The sequence below is a fragment of the Streptomyces sp. NBC_01429 genome (genome assembly GCF_036231945.1).
Lineage (GTDB): Bacteria > Actinomycetota > Actinomycetes > Streptomycetales > Streptomycetaceae > Streptomyces.
Genome location: NZ_CP109599.1, coordinates 6804910 through 6821475, shown reverse-complemented (window position 1 = coordinate 6821475; position 16566 = coordinate 6804910). Strand labels below are relative to the sequence as shown.

Sequence of the window (16566 nt, the reverse complement as noted above, 5' to 3'; positions counted from 1 at the left end):
CGGGGTTCCAGGAGGGGCTTTTCGCCGTGTGTCGCGGCGGAAGGCCCCTCCTGCCATTCGATGGTCAACCCGGTCAGTGGTGGGTGCCGGTGTCCTCCTCGCCGAGGTCGAAGCCCGCGTGGTACTCGGCGCCGGGCTCGGGGGCCAGTGGCTCTCCGGTGTCCGCGTCGGTGCAGTAGGCGCTGAACACCTCGCCCTCGGTGAGCGGGACGAGGCCGCCCCGGCGCAGACGCCAGCCGCGCAGCCGGTCCGGGGTGTCGGGTGCCGTCGTGCGGAGCACTACCCCCCCGGCGGTCTCCAGGGCGATGCCGGTGGCGAGCACACTGACGAATTCGGCGCCCTCCACCGAGTCGAGGCCGACCGGGGCCTCTTCGGGGCCGGTGACGGGCGCGGGGCGGTGGGTGTGGAGGACGGCGAGGAGCTGTTCGTCGGCGGCGGGGACGCTGCACACCAGGTGGTGGCTGCCGGGGCCCGCTCCTTCGACCAGGCGCAGCAGGAGCTGGGAGGCGCGGTCGAAGGCCGCGCGTCCGATGTCCTGTCCGCAGTCGGCGCACTCCCCGAGGTCGGCGAGGAGCGTCGTCGTGTACTCCCAGGTGGCTCTGCGGACCGCGGTGTTGATGAGCTGCGGGACCAGGGTGTCGATGGGCTGGCCGGTGTAGCGGACGGCGGCTCCGCTCGCGGGGATGGCGGCCGTGAAGCGGGCGCGGCCGGCCGCGCTGTCCGGGTCGAGCCCGGCGTCCGCGCAGAATTGCCCGTACTCCTCGGGGTCGAAGAGGGCGACGGTGGTGTGCAGGCCTCGGGAGGCCAGGGATTTCAGCAGTCCGTCGATCTCCCGGAGATAGGCGGCGTGGTCGTCGAAGGTGAAGGTGCGGTAGCGCCGCATGGCCGTGAAGTCCCGCTCGTCGGCCAGCAGGCCGACGATGCCGGGGACTTCGCGGCGCAGCCCGCGCCGTTTGCTGGTGTCCGGTCGTCCGCGGTGGTCCTGGTGTGCCATGACTCCCCCTGAGTACGGTCGATCAATGCTCACTCAGAGTAGTCGTGGGGTCTGACAACGGCGGTCCCGCGCGGTCAGTGGCGGGTGCGGGCGAGGTTCTCGTAGAAGCGCAGCAGTTCGATGTCGTCCACGGATCCCGGGTTGACGGCGCGGTCCAGCGCGGTGCCCTGGAGCAGGCGTTTGACGGGGACTTCGATGCGTTTGCCGGTGAGGGTGTGGGGGACGGCGGGGACTTCGATGATCTCGTCCGGGACGTGGCGCGGCGAGAGCTGTTCGCGGATCGTGCGGCGGATCCGGTCGCGCAGTGTGTCGTCGAGGACGGCGCCCTGCGCAAGGTGGACGAAGAGGGGCATCCAGTAGCCGCCGTCGGGCTCCTCCACGCCGATGACCAGGGATTCGCGGATCTCGGGGAGGCGTTCGACGGCTTCGTAGATGTCGGCGGAGCCCATCCGTACGCCCTGGCGGTTGAGGGTGGAGTCGGAGCGGCCGTGGATGACGACGCTGCCCCGGTCGCTGATGGTGATCCAGTCTCCGTGGCGCCAGACGCCGGGGTACATGGCGAAGTAACTGTCGTGGTAGCGGCGGCCGTCGGGGTCGTTCCAGAAGCGTACGGGCATGGAGGGCATGGGGTTGGTGACGACGAGTTCTCCGACTTCGCCGGTCACGGGCCGGCCGTCCGGGTCCCATGCCTGGAGGTCCGTTCCCAGGCAGGCCGCCTGTAGCTCGCCGGTGTGTACGGGGAGGGTGGGGACGGCCCCGGCGAAGCAGCTGCACACGTCGGTGCCGCCGCTGACGGAGGCGATCCACAGGTCGTCCGCGACCTCGTCGTGGAGCCAGCGGAATCCGTCGGGCGGCAGCGGGGAGCCGGTGGTGGCGACGCAGGCGACGCGGGAGAGGTCGTGGTCGCGGCCGGGGTGCGCGCCGGCTTTGCGGCAGGCCATGACGTATGCGGCGGAGGTGCCGAAGAGGGTGGTGCCTGTGCGTTCCGCGATGCCCCACTGGGCGTCGACGGCGGGGAAGGCGGGGCTGCCGTCGTAGAGCACGATCGTGGTGCCGGTGAGCAGGCCGGAGACGAGGAAGTTCCACATCATCCAGCCGGTGGAGGTGTACCAGAAGAAGCGGTCCTGCGGGCCGAGGTCGCAGTGCAGGCCGATCTGTTTGAAGTGCTCCAGCAGGATGCCGCCCTGGGACTGGACGATCGCCTTGGGCAGTCCGGTGGTGCCGGAGGAGTAGAGGACCCACAGGGGGTGGTCGAAGGGGACCTGTTCGAAGACGGGTCCGGTGTCGTCGTGGCCCTCGGTCAGATCCGCCCAGTCGAGGGCTCCTTCGGGGGCGGGGGTGCCCAGCAGCGGTACGTGGACCACGGCGCGCAGGGTGGGCAGTTCGCGGCGGAGGTCGGCGACCGTCCGCGTACGGTCGTGTTCCTTGCCGCCGTAGCGGTAGCCGTCCACGGCGAACAGCACGACGGGTTCGACCTGCTGGAAGCGGTCGAGGACGCTGCGGGCGCCGAAGTCGGGGGCGCAGGAGGTCCAGACGGCGCCGACGGCGGCGGTGGCGAGGAGCGCGGTGACGGCCTGCGGGATGTTGGGGAGGTAGCCGCTGACCCGGTCGCCGGGGCGTACGCCGAGGGCGCGCAGCTCGTGTGCGAGCGCGGCGACCTGGCGGCGCAGTTCGTGCCAGCTGACGGGCGTCTGTTCGTGGGTCTCGTCGACGTGCAGGAGCGCGGGTTCGTGGGCGCGGGCCGGGTCCTCGGCGGTGCGCAGGGCGTGTTCCGCGTAGTTGAGGGTGGCGCCGGGGAACCACTGGGCGCCGGGCATGGCACGGTCGCCGAGGACGCGTTCGTACGGGGTGGAGAAGCGGACGCCGAACCACTCGGCGACGGCGGCCCAGAAGGTCTCCAGCTCCTCGACGGACCAGCGGTGCAGGGCCGGGTAGCCGCCTTCGGCGGGCGCTCCGTGGCGTTCGGCCGCCCAGCTCTGGAAGCGGGTGACGGCCGCGGCGGCGATCCGCTCGGGGCCGGGCCGCCAGAGGGCCTCGGGGGTTGCGCTGGTGGTCATGGGTCGGCTCCCGGCTGGCTCGACGCTGATGGGGGCGCGGGGTGTGCGCCGACCGCGCGTGCGCGCGTGGGTGTGCGCGGGACGCGGCTGACACGGACGATGCCATGTGATCGTCCCGCGCACCAGACGGGACACCGTGGCCGGGCGTACGTACATCGGCGGTGTCCCGGGTGAACGGGAGTTGAACGGGCCCCGCCGTCGTCGGCCCTGATGGCAGGCTGAGCGGCATGAACGGTCGTGAGCTGGTGCGTTCGGTGAAAATGGTCGGTTCGGCGCGGGGGCTGCGCTCCGTGCGGTCGGCCTGGCGGGGGCGGCGCGCGGACGCCGGGGCGCTGGCGCCGCGCGGTCCGGAGCGGGCGCGGGTGCCGGGGCCGGTGACCGGTGCGGAGCCGCTGCCGGGCGGCGGGACCGTGCGGTTCGCGCGGGCGGAGCTTCAGGTGTGCGTCATGGTGGGCGGCGCCGTGTTCTGGGGGTGGGACGGCGCGGGGCCGCTGCCGTCGTACGGGCTGGCGTCAGCGGCGCCGGAGCCGGATCCGCGGGCCGGGCTGGAACCGGACACGGACGGGGGCTGGCGGGTGGTGTCGGAGCGGGTGACGGTGGCGGTCTCCCGGCACGGCGCGGTGGAGGTGCGTACGCCGGGCGGGGTGGTGCTGCGCCGGGAGCTGCCGCCGCGCTGGTGGGAGCCGGTGGCGGGCGGGGCGGCGCGCTGGGTGCAGCGCAGCGAGGTGGCGGCGGACGCGCGGTTCTTCGGGCTGGGCGGGCGGGCTTCGGGGCCCCGGCTGCGGGGCGGTACGTACCGGCTGTGGAACACCGATCCGGGCGGTGGTTTCGGCCCTGGCGACGATCCGCTGTACGTGACGATGCCGGTGCAGCTGGTGGTGGCGGACGCGGGGACGCATCTGGCGTTCCACGACAATTCGTGGGACGGCCGGGTCACGCTGGCGGAGGGTGAGGAGGGGGCCGGTTCCGGGCACGGCCGGCCCGGCACGGCGGAGCTACGGATGGAGGGCGGGCCGCTGCGCTGCTGGGTGGTGACGGGGACTCCGGCGCGGGTGCTGCACGGCTGGACGGCGCTGACCGGGGCGCCCGCGGTGCCGCCGTCCTGGGCGCTGGGGCCGCAGCACGCGCGGTGGGGGTTCGGCAGCGAGCGGGAGGTGCGGCGGATCGTGGCGGGGTACCGGGAGCGGGATCTGCCGCTGTCGGCGGTCCATCTGGACATCGATCACTTCGACGCGCATCGGGTCTTCACGGTGGACCGCGCGCGCTTCCCCGATCTGCCGGGGCTCGCGGCGGAGCTGCGCGCGCGGGGGGTGCGGCTGGTCTCGATCGTCGATCCGGCGGTGAAGGCGGAGCGCGGCGACGCGGTGTACGAGAGCGGTGCGCGGGTCGGTGCGGCGGGCGCGTTCGTGCGGGACGCGCGGGGGCGGGAGGTGCGCGGTGAGGTGTGGCCGGGTGAGTGCGGTTATCCGGACTTCACGGATCCGGCGGTGCGCGAGTGGTGGGGCGGGCTGTACGAGGAGCGGCTGGCGCAGGGGTTCTCCGGGGTGTGGCACGACATGAACGAGCCGGTGTCGTTCGCGCCGTTCGGTGATCCGACCCTGCCGCGTTCGGCCGTGCACCGGCTGGAGGGCCGGGGCGGTGACCATCGCGAGGCGCACAACGTGTACGGGCTGGCGATGGCGCGGGCGGGGTACGAGGGGCTGGCGCGGCTGCGGCCGGACGAGCGGCCTTTTCTCTTCTCGCGCTCAGGGTGGGCCGGGATGCAGCGGTACGGGGGCACCTGGTCGGGTGATGTGTCGACGGGCTGGCCGGGGCTGCGGGCGTCGCTCTCGCTGGTGCTGGGGCTCGGGTTGTGCGGAGTGCCGTACTCCGGGCCCGATGTGGGCGGTTTCGACGGGAGTCCTTCGGCGGAGCTGTATCTGCGCTGGTTCCAGCTGGGGGCGTATCTGCCGTTGTTCCGTACGCACGCGGCGATCGACGCGGGGCGCCGGGAGCCGTGGGAGTTCGGCCCCGAGGTGCTGGCGCACGCGCGGGCGGCGCTGGTCGAACGGGAGCGGCTGCGGCCGTACTTCGTGACGCTGGCCCGGCTGGCGCGGCTGACCGGGGCGCCGTACGCCCGGCCGGTGTGGTGGGGGGCGCCGGAGGACCGGGCGCTGCGGGACTGCGAGGACGCGTTCCTGCTGGGTGACGCGCTGCTGGTGGCTCCGGTGCTGGAGCGCGGCGCGGACCGGCGGGCGGTGCGGCTGCCCGCCGGGCGGTGGTACGACACGGTGACGGAGCGCGCGTACGGGGGCCGGGCGCAGGTGCTGCTGGACGCGCCCGCGTCCCGTATCCCCGTACTGGCGCGGGCGGGTGCGGTGATTCCGGTGCGGGACCGGGACGGGCGGCCGGAGTTGGAGGTGTGGGCCCCGGCGGCCGGGCGCACCGGGGGCGGGCTGGTGGTGCGGGATCCGGGTGACGGGTGGGAGGCCGTCGAGGTGGAGCGGTACACGTCGCGGTGGGTGGACGGGGAGGTACGGGTGGAGCGGGTGACGGACGGCGGGACGGCGGAGCCGGAGTGGCCGGTACGGGTGCGGGGCGCGGGGGCGTGAGCCGCGCGGCCCGGGCGCGCGACACGCGCGGACTGTATGCGATCGCTCTTTCCTCCGGCTCCGGGAACTGATAGACGACAGTGCTCATGACAAGACTGAAGATTCTCCTGCGGTCCCTGGCCACCTCCGCCGTCGCGCTGCTCGCCGTCACTGCCACCGTGCCCGCCGCGCAGGCGCGGTCCGGACCGGTGGCTCCGGACGAGTTCGTGGCGCTGCGCACGGTCGCGCCGACGATCATCCAGGAGATGCGCTACCTGACGCCGCACAACTTCATGGGCGAACCGGTGGACGGCTACCGGGAGCCGCTGTGCGTCGTCACCCGCGCCACCGCCGAGGCGCTGCGCCGGGCGCAGTCGCGGCTGCTGCGGAAGGGCTACTCGCTCAAGGTGTACGACTGTTACCGGCCGCAGCGGGCCGTCGATCACTTCGTGCGGTGGGCGGAGGATCTCCAGGACGAGCGGATGAAGGCGGAGTTCTATCCGCGGGTGGAGAAGTCGCGGCTGTTCGAGGACGGTTACATCGCGGAGAAGTCCGGGCACAGCAGGGGCAGCACGGTGGATCTGACGCTGGTGAGGCTGCCGGCCCTGCCGACGCGGCCCTATGTTCCGGGTCAGCCGCTGGCGCCGTGCTACGGGCCGCGGGCGGAGCGCTTCCCCGACAACTCGGTCGACATGGGGACGGGCTTCGACTGTTTCGACACCATCTCCCACACGGATGATCCGCGGGTGACCGGTGTCCAGCGCGCGAACCGGGACCGGCTGAGGTCGGCGCTGGCCGAGGTCGGGTTCACCAATCTGCCCGAGGAGTGGTGGCACTTCACGCACAGGCCGGAGACCTTCCCCGACACCTATTTCGACTTCCCGGTGGCGTGGCGCCCGGTCCTGGGTCACTGACCGCGTCGGACGCGGCCGTGGCCCGTACCCCGGGTCGGCGGGGTACGGGCCACGGCTGGCGTGCGGTGGTGGCGCGGCCGGTCAGGTGGGCGCGTGTTCGCGCTGGAGCGCGGCGCGGGTCATGGCGTGCTCGACGACCGACACGAGCACTTCCTTGACGGACTCGCGGTCGCGGGCGTCGCACATGACGAGCGGGACCTCGGGGTCGAGGTCGAGCGCCGACCGTACGGTGTCGCCCGGGAAGCGGTCCGCGCCCTCGAAGCAGTTGACCGCGACGGTGAACGGGATGCCGCGCCGTTCGAAGTAGTCGACGGCGGCGAAGGAGTCGGCGAGCCGCCGGGTGTCGGCGAGCACGACGGCGCCGAGGGCGCCCTGTGCCAGCTCGTCCCAGAGGAACCAGAAGCGGTCCTGGCCCGGGGTGCCGAAGACGTACAGCACCAGGTCCTCGCGCAGGGTGATGCGGCCGAAGTCCATGGCGACCGTGGTGGTCGTCTTCTCCTCGACGCCGTCGACGTCGTCGACCGGCCGGCCCGCCTCGCTCAGTACCTCCTCGGTGCGGAGCGGCCTGATCTCGCTGACCGCGCCCACCAGGGTGGTCTTGCCCACCCCGAAACCACCCGCCACCAGGATCTTCAGCGTTACCGGATCGACCGGACGCGGCCTGTGGCTAGAGCGCCCGAAGACCATTGATCACCTCGCGGAGAATGCTCTCGTCCGGCAGCTCGGCCGGCGGAACGGGACGGGTTACGCGGACTATTTCGTCCTCGACGAGATCGCCGACGAGCACCCGGACCACCCCTACGGGGAGGTCCAGGGTCGCGGCGAGTTCGGCGATCGACTGGGGGCTCGTGTAGCAGCGGTCGACGATCTCCACGTGTTCCGGGGAGAGCGTCTGGTCCCGGCCGGGATCCGCGGCGGCCGGTTCGCACACGACGAGCGCGATCAGGTCGAGCTGGTGGCGCGACGCGCTGCTGGTGCGGCCTCGCGTCATCGCGTACGGGCGTACGACCGGTCCGGCTTCGCCGTCGAACCAGTGCTGCTGATCCTGATCAGATTCACTCATGTCTGCCCGCTCATCCTCCGGCGGGCAGGCCGGTCCGTGGCGCCGTGCCGAGATGGACGCCGACTCTCTTGACCATCAGCGTCATCTCGTAGGCGACCTGTCCGACGTCGGAGTCCGCGTCGGACAGGACGGCCAGACAGCTGCCGTCGCCCGCGGCGGTGACGAAGAGGAACGCGTCGTCCAGCTCCACGACGGTCTGCCGGACGCGGCCCGCGTCGAAGTGGCGGCCGACGCCCTTGGCGAGGCTGTGGAATCCGGACGCGACGGCGGCGAGGTGCTCGCCGTCCTCCCGGGTGAGGTCCTTGGAGGTGCCGGTGGCGAGGCCGTCACCGGAGAGGACCACCGCCTTGCGGATACTGGCGACCCGCTCGACCAGCTCGTCGAGGAGCCAGTTCAGCTCTCCCGCCGCGTTCGGATCGATGGAATGGCGTGGTGATGCGTTCGGTGCGGTCATCGACCGTCCCCCTCCGATGTGGTTCCTTGTGTCTCGCCGGAGCCGGCCGTGTCGTCGACATCGTTCTGCCGGCGACCGCGCTGCCAGCCCCTCTGGAGTGAGGCCATGCGGCTGCGGACCTCGTCCGCGTCCCGCTCGGGCTCGTGGCCCCCTGCGGGTGCCGGGTCGGTGACCCGGTCCTGAGTGGTGTCCCTCAGCTGGGGGGCGAGGCTGGCCTGCCTGACCCGGCGGGGCAGTCCGTCGATCAGCGACGGCGGCTGCTCGGACTGGGCGCGGCGCGAGGTCTGTGCCGGTACGCCCCCCGGGGAGAAGGTACGGCCCGTGCCGCCGGTCGCCGGTTCCTGGCCGGGGCGGGTACGGCCCCGGTCGTCCACGCGCCGGCCGCGGTCCGCGACCAGGGTCGGCGGCTTGCGGCGGGGCAGCTCGGGGTCGGCGGGCTCGGGGCCCGCGTCCGGGACGTCCCGGTCGTAGGGCGAGCGGGTGCGCGGCTCCTGGACGGCGCGGCCGTCGCGGCGGTCGCGGAAGTCGCGGCTCTCGTCGCGGCGTTCGCGGCCCTCGCGGCTGTCGTCGCGCAGGTCGCGGACGTCGTACAGGTCGCGGACGTCCCGTCCGTTGTGGGTGTCCTGGGGCTCCTGGGCGGTGGAGCGCAGCCGTTCGCGGGCGCGGAACAGTCCGCCGCGCTCGCTCTCCGTGTCGTCGATGTCGCCGATACCGTCACCTCCGCCGAGTCCCGGCCCGCTCTCGTTGCCGAGAGCCCCGACCGGTGGTTCGAGCTCGACCGGTCCGTCGAGCACGGACGGGCCGCTGCCCAGTCCGGTGGGGACCTGCGCGAGTGCGGTGCGCCTGCCGCCGTTCTCGGCGCGGCCCCGGCCCCGCTCGCGTTCCGGGGCGTTCTTGCGGTCGAGCCGGAATCCGGTGCCCTCGGTCTCGGGGGCGTCGGTGAGCAGCGCGACGGGCAGGAAGACGATGGCCGTCGTCCCGCCGTACGGGGAGGGCTGGAGCGAGACGCGGACGTTCTGCCGCTGGGCGAGCCGGCTGACCACGAACAGGCCGAGCCGGTCGGTGTCGGACAGCTCGAACTCGGGGGTCTCGGCGAGCCGCAGGTTGGCGTCGAGCAGGATCTCGGGCGCCATGCCCAGTCCGCGGTCGTGGATCTCCAGGGTGAAGCCGTTGGCGACCCGCTCGCCGTGCACCTGGACGGCGGTGTGCGGGGGCGAGAACACGGTGGCGTTCTCGATGAGTTCGGCGATGAGGTGGGTGAGGTCGGCGACGGCGGGGCCGCCGACACCGATCCTCGGGAGCCTGCGGACCTCGATGCGCTCGTAGTCCTCGACCTCGGCGACCGCGGCGCGCACCACGTCCATCAGCTGGACGGGCTTGCGCCACTGCCGGGACGGCGCGGCTCCGGAGAGGATCACCAGGCCCTCGGCGTGCCGGCGCATGCGCGTGGTCAGGTGGTCGAGGCGGAACAGGTCGGCGAGTTCCTCGGTGTCCTCCGTGCGGCGCTCCATGGTGTCGAGGAGCGTGAGCTGACGGTGGAGCAGGACCTGGTTGCGGCGGGCGAGGTTGACGAACACCTCGGAGACGCCGCGCCGCAGATCGGCCTGTTTGACGGCGGCCTCGACGGCCGCGCGCTGAAGGGTGTTGAGGGCCTGGCCGACCTGGCCGACCTCGTCCTTCTCGTAGTCGAGCCGGGGCGCCTCGGTCTCCACGTCGACCGGTTCGCCGGCGGCGAGCCGGCGCATGACGCTGGGCAGGCGTACGCCGGAGACCTCGTGGGCCTCCTTGCGGAGCTGCGAGAGGTCCCTGATCAGGTCGCGGCCGACGCGTACGGAGACGATGACGGAGACGAGCAGGGCGAGCAGGCCGAGCACGGCGGAGAATCCGACGCGGAGGAACACGCCCTGGCGGACGGGCTCGATGTGCTGCTGGTAGAGCGCCGCGGCCTCTTCGCTCTCGTTGGTCAGGTCGCCGAGGACCGAGGCGGTCATGTCCTGCCAGGTCTCGGCGCTGACCGTCTTGGGCTTGTCGGCGGGGCCGGCCGCGATGAGGCGGTCCTCGGCCTGGCGCAGTTCGAGGGTGGCGGGGGTGCGCCAGTACTGCTCCAGGGTGGCCCGGTCGGAGAGCGGCAGGTCGGCGAGGTTCGACTCGTACAGCAGGACGCGGTTGGCGACCAGGTCGGAGGTGCCTCGTACGTCCTCGGCCGTCATCCGGCGGGCCATCAGCGCGGAGGCGACGAGCGCGTCCTCGCGGGAGAGCATCTCCTTGGCGCGGTCGAGGCCGATCAGCGCACGGCCCCAGTTGTCGCCGTCCACGTCCTCGTCGCCGTAGAGCGAGGCGAGGACGTTGTGGCTGGGGTCGACGAGGCGGTTGTAGAACTCCATCGCGCCTTCGCGGGTGATGGTGCTCTCGTCGACGGAGCGGCGCATCAGCGCCAGGCCGTCCAGCGTGTCGAGGAGGTGGGACAGCCGGTCGGAGGTGATGTCGTCCATCCGGTCGCGGACGCCGGAGGCGGCGTTGCGCTTGACGCGGTTGAGGGCGCGGTCCGTGTCGGCGCGGCGGCTGCGGAGTTCGGTGAGCGAGTCGGCCGCCCGGGGGTCGGCCAGGTAGATCAGCGTCTGTCTGCGTTCGCTCTGGAGACCTCTGATCGATTCCTCGACGGGGCGGCCGATGGTCTTGATGGCGTAGCTCACGTCGATGAGCTGCTTGGCTTCGGAGCCGGCGAGCGTGGTGGCCAGTCCCCAGAGGACGCTGAGTCCGATGAGCGGCACGAGCAACAACGCCACGATCTTCCGGCGGATGGACTTCCCGCGAAAGCGCATGGCCTCCCCCTGGTCGAACCCCGCCGGGGCGGGAGATGCGTGGAACCCCGCCCGATGCGGGGGTAATCAGTCAGCAAACGGCGCGAGCCTACTACTGTCACACCGGCAACTCGAAGACACGTCCGGATGTTTTTCGGCCGTCCACAGCCGACTTGATCATGGGTTGTCCCGTTTTTCCACAAGTTGACTTCAGCCACGGGAAGCCGGAAGAACAGACAGGACAGCAGGTACCGGTCAGCGGGATGGCCGAAATCATTCGATCATTGGTTCCGGCGGGAATCTTTCGGCGTGACTATTCGTCCTTGTGTGCGGGGATCAGGGGGAAGTTGGGAGCACTGCGGGCGGTTCGCACATCACATTCGGCGCCATTTCGTTTCCGGGGCCGGCGTGAAGCGCTCGAACCGGGGCAGTCACCCTTGTGTCGGTCAGTGGTGGGGAGTGACGGTCCATGAAGACGGACGAGCGGCGGGGTGCCGCGACGGTGGGCGGGGTCGAGAAGGTCTCACGGGCGCTCTGGGTGGAGGAGCCCGCGGCGCGCTACCGGATGCCCGATCCGGTCAGGACGGCGGCGGTCCGGGCGGTGATCATCGCCTCGGTGACGCTGATTCAGGCCATGGTGGCGTTCCTCAGCACGCTCGCCGGCTCCTGGCTGGCCTTTCCGATGGTGCTGAGCAGTGTGGCGTCCACGGTGGTGGCGACCTGGAGCGTGCTGGACGTGTGGGTGACCCGCCAGGTGTGGAACCAGCGCAACGGCGTGGTGTCCTCGCCCAGCAGCACGGCGCGTCAGCTGCGCCGCGAGCGGCGCCTGGCGCGCCGGGCGGCCCGGCGCGCGGCACGCCGGGCGCCTCGGACAGGGCCTGACGCGCGGGCGTCCGGGAGCCCGGCGCGGGGAACGGCCGCGGCCGCCGGGCCGCCCCGCGTGGCCGCGCCGGCGGAACAGCCGGGGGTCAGCGGTCCCCGGCAGGCTCCGGCGTCCGTTTGAACATCCGCGTGGCGGTGATCTCGCCGTGCACGGTCTCGCCGTCCGGGTCCTGCTGCGGCAGCCCGGGGCGCAGATGCTCCTCCACGCTGATGTACTTCAGCCCCGCCCGCAGATCCGCGTCGTTGCGCAGCCGGATGACGAGCGGGAACTCGGCGAGCGCTGTCGTGTCGAAGAGGCCCGTCGTGTAGAGGAGCTGCACCCCCAGCGCGTCCGAGACCGCCCTTTGAAGCTCCAGCAGATAGGTGGCGTTGGCCCGGCCGATCGGATTGTCCAGGAAGAGCGTCCCGGCGTGCCGGTGCTTGTCGCGGCCCCGGTCGTTGCTGCGCAGGGCCGCCATGGTGCAGTACAGGGCGATCGCGGCGGTGAGCAGCTGGCCGCCGGAGAAGACGTCGCCCATCTGCCCGACCGGGACGCGCTCGGCGCGCAGTACGGCGTCCGGCTTGAGGATCTCCACCGCGATGCCCTTGGGCCGCAACGCCGCCTCGACACCGCGCAGCAGCAGCGACATCCCGTCCCTGCGCAGGTCGGAGTTCTTCTTCAGGGCCGCGCGGGTCGCCTCGTCCACCACCTCGCCGAGCCGCTCGGTGAGGGTCGCCCGGTCCGGCTCCTCGAAACGGATCCGCAGGAACTCCTGCCCCGACCACTCCCCCAGTCCCTCGGGCAGCCGGGAGAGCCGCTGCGCCGAACGGAGCGTCGTCAGCGCGGACTCCACCAGCCCGCGCAGCCGGTCGACGATGGAGTCGCGGTTGCGCTCCAGCTGCGCCAGCTCGTCGGTGAGGACCCGCAGCCTGGGCGCGAACGCCTGCGCCCAGGGCGCCGCGTGCTCGGGCAGCGCGGAGGCGGGCAGTTCGCGGATCTGCTGCCTGGCCGGGGTGCGGACCTGCTCGTAGCGGGTGGAGTTGGCGTGCCGGACGAGGACGTCACAGGCTTCCCGCACGGCGCCCTCCGCCGTGGAGAGGTCGGAGGCGCAGCCGCGCAGTGAGCGGCGGGCCTCGGCGGTGGACTGCCGGGCCTCCTCCAGGGTGCCCGGGTACGGCTCCGGCCGCTGCGCCGCGTCCTCGTCCCCGCTGTCGTCCGCCACGGCGCCGCGCAGCAGGTCGCGCAGGAGCGCGGCCGTCTCGTCGAAGCCGCCGACGGCGTCCTCGGCGGCCCGGTGGGCGTGCAGCAGCTCGCCGTGGGCGGCGCGCGCGGTCTCCAGCGCCTCGGTCCGTACGGCCAGTTCGGTGGTGGCGGTGCGCAGCAGCGTCTGCGCCTGCTCGGCGTCGGCGGGGATCCGCTCCTCGGGCAGCTCGGTGTGCGCCTCGCCGTCCTCGGGGGCGAGGCGCTCGGCCTCGCCCCTGAACCGGCCCAGCTGCTCGCTCGCGGTGGAGGCCCGCGACTCCAGCATCTGTACGAGGGACTCGGCGCGGGCGGCGGCGGCCTGCCGGGAGGGGCCGTCGGCTCCGTCGGTGGATTCCAGGAGCTGGGCGGCGCGGGTGCGCACCTTGTTGGTGAGCCGGTCCAGCTCGGCGAGGGCGGCGCTCTCGTCGCTCTCCGCGCGGGCCTGTTCGGCGCGCAGGTCGGCGCCGACGCCGACCTTCTCGTACAGCTGGGAGGCGGCGCGGTACGCCTCGCGCAGGGCGGGCAGCGCGGCGCGCGGCGCGGCCGGGTCCGGCTCGGGGATGTTCTCCGGCGCGCCGGCGATCTCGGCGCGCTCCGCGCGCAGGGCGCGGGCGGTGCGGCGGGCGTCGTCGCCGGCGCGCTGGGCGGCCCTGCGGTCCTCGTCGGCGGCGCGGGCGCGTTCCAGGCAGACGGCGGCGCGGGCCTCGTACTCGGCGGCGTCGTCGGTCAGTTCGCGGAGCTTGGCCTGCCAGCCCGAGCGTTCGCGGAGCCGGTGCGCGAGACCGGACAGGACGTCGGCGGCGCGGCGGGCGCGCTGCGCGGTCTCCTGCCGTTCGTCGCGGACGCGCGCGGTGTCGGCGGCGGCCTCCTCGGCCTCGGCCCGTACCGTACGGGCCTCGGCGAGCGCGGCGGCGGCGCTCTGCTCGGCCTCCTCGGCCGCAGCCGCGCCCGCCGCCAGCTCGGTGAGCATGCCGGGCGGGCAGTCGGCGCGCCAGGAGCCGAGCCGGGCCGCGAGCGAGCGGTCGCCGGTCAGCCGCGCGGCGAGCACGCGGATCTCCTCGTCGCGGGCGGCGGCGCGGCTGCGCAGCGCGTGCCGCTCCTCGTCGGCGGCGTGCTCGTCGTGCATCGCCGGGTTCGGCGGTACGAGGAACACGCCGTCGTCGGCGGTGTCCGGCGCCGGTACGGGGGCCAGCAGCGCGGCGGCGGTGCCCACGGCGACCGTGGAACGGGGCAGCAGGGCGGCGCCGGAGAGGGCCTCACGGGCGCGGGTGTGCGAGTCCGGGTCGGTGATCACGACGCCGTCGACCAGCTCGGGCCTGGCGGCCAGTACGGCGGCGTGGTCGGCGGGGTCGACGGACTGGGCGAGATAGCGCCAGCCGGGCAGGGCGGGGATGCCGTGCTCGCCGAGGAACTCGACGGTCGCCAGCACGTCGGGCCCCGGCGGCAGCAGCCCGCCGTCACCGAGCGCGCCGAGGATCCGCGCGTCGTCGGCGGCGGCGGTGCGCAGCTCGAAGAGGTGGCGCTCGGCGGAGGTGACGCTCTGGTCGAGCAGCTCGCGCAGCTCGTCGGCGTACCGGTCGAGGTCCTCGGCGCCCAGCGCGCCCGGGGCGCCGCGCAACGGCGTACCGGCGCCCGGCGCTCCGTCCCGCGTACCGGCGCGCTGGCCGGGGAAGGTGGCGGTGGCGCCGGCCGGGGCGGGCAGGCTCAGCAGTTCGGCGAGGCGTTCGTCCCCCGCGATGGACTGCGCGGCCCCGCGCTCGGCGTCGTACGCCTGCCGCGCCGCCCGCGCGGCGTCGGTGGCGCGGGCTGCGGCCAGTTCGGCGCGGGACTCCGCCGAGGCGCTCTCCCTGGCCAGCTCGGTGGCGCCGCGGGCGGCGTCGCGCGCCGTGTCCCAGGCCGCGACGGCGGTCTTCTCGGCGTCGCTCGCTGCGAGCGCGGCGCGCGCCGGGTCCGCGTCGGGCGCGGTGTCGTCCAGCCAGCCGGCCCGTACCGCCTCGGCGGTCTCCTGCTCCACCTCGCCGAGGCGCTGGCGCAGATGCCCGGCCTCGCTGCGGGCCCGCTGCGCCTCGGTGGCGGCGGACGTCGCGTCGCGGTGGGCGGCCTCGCCCGACTCCTGGAGCGTCGCCGAGCGCTCCTCCTCCTCGTTGGCCAGCCGCTCGCCCTCCTCGGCGGCGGCGTGCAGCGCCCGTACGAGATCGGCCGCAGCGGTGGCGCGGGCGGCCAGGGCGGGCGCGGCGTCCCGCTCCGCCTCCCTGATGGCGACGGCCACACGCGCGGAGCGGTCGGCGGCGGCGCGGTGGCGCAGCACGTTCTCGGCGGCCTGCCAGGCGGAGTGCAGGGTACGGGCGTCGGTCAGCTCGCGGCGCTGGGCGGCGGCGCGCTTCTCGGCGGCGCTCAGTGCCAGGGAGGCGTGCCGGTAGGCCAGTTCGGCGGCGATCAGCGCGCCGTGACCGCGCGCCTCCTCCGCGGCGGTCACGGTGTGGGCGGCCGAGGTGACCTGCTGGGCGAGGTCGGCGGTCCGGCCGCGCTCCTCGTCGGAGCGGGCCGCGAGCCGCCGTACGAGCGTACGGGCGCGGCGCTCGGCGCCCGCGTGGACGTCACGGGCGCGGGAGCGCGTCTCGGCGGCCTCGACGATCCGGCCGAGCAGGTCCACGGATCCGGCGGTGAAGTCGCGCTCCGCCGTGAGTTCGGCCCGGCGGCCCAGCTTGTTGCCGAAGCCTCCGACGAGGTCGGCGAGCCCGTCGGTGTCGCGGGTGTCGGTGACGGCGCGCAGCAGCAGGTCGGTGAAGTCGGAGTCCTTCTTGACCGCGAAGAGGCCGGCCGCCTCGCCCTCGTCGGCGTTCATCTCGCGCTGGTAGCGGAAGAGTTCCGGGTCGAGACCCAGCTCGCCGAGGTGCTCGTTCCAGCGGTCGTGGATCTCCTCCCAGTGGATGTCGAGGTGCGGATAGACCTTGCCGGCCTCGGTGATGGCGTCCCGGAAGCCCTTCATGGTGCGGCGCCTGCCCCGGGCGCCGGAGACGCCTTCGACGGGCGGCCGTACGGCGGTGGACTCGGCGACCGGCAGGGAGTCCAGGCTGAGCCCGGGGCCCGGCCGGAAGGAGTACCAGCCCTCGGCGAACTTGCGCGGGTCGTTGGAGACCTGCCTGCCGCGCCACTCGCTGGCCTTGCCGACGACGACCAGTTCGCCGGTGAGGGTGTGCTGCCACTCCAGGGCGACATGGCCGCAGTCGTCGGCGAGGAGGAACTTGCGCAGCACTCCGGAGCTGGCGCCGCCGAGCGTGTTGCGGTGGCCCGGCAGCATCACCGAGAAGATCAGCTTGAGCAGAACGGACTTCCCGCCGCCGTTCTCCAGGAAGAGCACCCCGGCCGGAGCCGGGCGGCGCGGCGGGCCCACCGGCTCCTCCTCGAAGAACTCCGCCTGGGTGGGGGCGGGGTGGGGCACGGGCGCGCCCACTCCGCGCAGATCGAGCACGGTGTCGGCGTAGCGCGCACCGGCGGGGCCGATGGAGTAGAGGCGGACCCGGGACAGCTCGTACATTTCGGCGGACTCTCGTCGTGGGGAGGCGGGATGGGGGGGTGATGGGGGGACGGCGTGCTGGGTGGGTGATC

The 16566-nt window shown here is 73.6% G+C and carries 10 protein-coding genes; 3 read left to right on the top strand and 7 right to left on the bottom strand.

The features are described from left to right. Positions 1–73: 73 nt before the first annotated feature. Both OG627_RS30130 and OG627_RS30125 read right to left on the bottom strand, forming a co-directional pair. The gene (locus OG627_RS30130; protein ID WP_329070439.1) at positions 74–994 is read right to left on the bottom strand and encodes a hypothetical protein; all 921 of its coding nucleotides are present in this window, start codon (positions 992–994) and stop codon (positions 74–76) included. A 74-nt stretch (positions 995–1068) separates the two neighbouring features. Continuing rightward, a complete protein-coding gene (locus OG627_RS30125) occupies positions 1069–3051 on the bottom strand; it encodes an acetoacetate--CoA ligase (protein ID WP_329070438.1) in 1983 nt (660 codons plus the stop codon). 227 nt (positions 3052–3278) lie between these two features. Between OG627_RS30125 and OG627_RS30120 the strand changes: the two genes are divergently transcribed. Next, positions 3279–5642, top strand: a complete 2364-nt coding sequence (locus tag OG627_RS30120; RefSeq protein WP_329070436.1) for a glycoside hydrolase family 31 protein — start codon at positions 3279–3281, stop codon at positions 5640–5642. A gap of 86 nt (positions 5643–5728) precedes the next feature. Continuing rightward, a complete protein-coding gene (locus OG627_RS30115) occupies positions 5729–6535 on the top strand; it encodes a M15 family metallopeptidase (protein WP_329070435.1) in 807 nt (268 codons plus the stop codon). An 81-nt stretch (positions 6536–6616) separates the two neighbouring features. Here the strand turns inward: OG627_RS30115 and OG627_RS30110 are convergent, their stop codons facing one another. From OG627_RS30110 to OG627_RS30095, 4 genes are read right to left on the bottom strand one after another with little or no spacing between them, the layout of a single operon-like run. Beyond that, entirely contained in the window at positions 6617–7222 is a 606-nt protein-coding gene (locus OG627_RS30110) for a GTP-binding protein (protein WP_329070433.1), read from the bottom strand. Further along, entirely contained in the window at positions 7203–7598 is a 396-nt protein-coding gene (locus OG627_RS30105) for a DUF742 domain-containing protein (RefSeq protein WP_329070431.1), read from the bottom strand. Before OG627_RS30105 ends, OG627_RS30110 begins: the two co-directional genes overlap by 20 nt. Positions 7599–7608: 10 nt before the next feature. Further along, positions 7609–8052: a roadblock/LC7 domain-containing protein gene (locus tag OG627_RS30100; RefSeq protein ID WP_329070429.1), complete on the bottom strand. Its 444-nt coding sequence runs from the start codon at positions 8050–8052 to the stop codon at positions 7609–7611. After that, on the bottom strand, positions 8049–10874 hold the full coding sequence (locus tag OG627_RS30095) for a sensor histidine kinase (RefSeq protein WP_329070427.1): 2826 nt from the start codon (positions 10872–10874) through the stop codon (positions 8049–8051). Before OG627_RS30095 ends, OG627_RS30100 begins: the two co-directional genes overlap by 4 nt. 448 nt (positions 10875–11322) lie before the next feature. On the opposite strand from OG627_RS30095, the gene OG627_RS30090 reads away from it, so the two are divergent. After that, positions 11323–11856, top strand: a complete 534-nt coding sequence (locus tag OG627_RS30090; protein ID WP_329070425.1) for a hypothetical protein — start codon at positions 11323–11325, stop codon at positions 11854–11856. Here the strand turns inward: OG627_RS30090 and OG627_RS30085 are convergent. Further along, a complete protein-coding gene (locus OG627_RS30085) occupies positions 11822–16495 on the bottom strand; it encodes a hypothetical protein (protein ID WP_329070423.1) in 4674 nt (1557 codons plus the stop codon). The genes OG627_RS30090 and OG627_RS30085 overlap by 35 nt on opposite strands. Positions 16496–16566 lie beyond the last annotated feature (71 nt).

What these genes read in the sequence shown, in the direction of transcription:
- OG627_RS30110 (WP_329070433.1), bottom strand. Translation starts at nt 7,222, where the DNA reads ATGGTCTTCGGGCGCTCTAGCCACAGGCCGCGTCCGGTCGATCCGGTA.
- OG627_RS30130 (WP_329070439.1), bottom strand. Translation starts at nt 994, where the DNA reads ATGGCACACCAGGACCACCGCGGACGACCGGACACCAGCAAACGGCGC.
- OG627_RS30120 (WP_329070436.1), top strand. Translation starts at nt 3,279, where the DNA reads ATGAACGGTCGTGAGCTGGTGCGTTCGGTGAAAATGGTCGGTTCGGCG.
- OG627_RS30095 (WP_329070427.1), bottom strand. Translation starts at nt 10,874, where the DNA reads ATGCGCTTTCGCGGGAAGTCCATCCGCCGGAAGATCGTGGCGTTGTTG.
- OG627_RS30090 (WP_329070425.1), top strand. Translation starts at nt 11,323, where the DNA reads ATGAAGACGGACGAGCGGCGGGGTGCCGCGACGGTGGGCGGGGTCGAG.
- OG627_RS30100 (WP_329070429.1), bottom strand. Translation starts at nt 8,052, where the DNA reads ATGACCGCACCGAACGCATCACCACGCCATTCCATCGATCCGAACGCG.
- OG627_RS30125 (WP_329070438.1), bottom strand. Translation starts at nt 3,051, where the DNA reads ATGACCACCAGCGCAACCCCCGAGGCCCTCTGGCGGCCCGGCCCCGAG.
- OG627_RS30105 (WP_329070431.1), bottom strand. Translation starts at nt 7,598, where the DNA reads ATGAGTGAATCTGATCAGGATCAGCAGCACTGGTTCGACGGCGAAGCC.
- OG627_RS30115 (WP_329070435.1), top strand. Translation starts at nt 5,729, where the DNA reads ATGACAAGACTGAAGATTCTCCTGCGGTCCCTGGCCACCTCCGCCGTC.
- OG627_RS30085 (WP_329070423.1), bottom strand. Translation starts at nt 16,495, where the DNA reads ATGTACGAGCTGTCCCGGGTCCGCCTCTACTCCATCGGCCCCGCCGGT.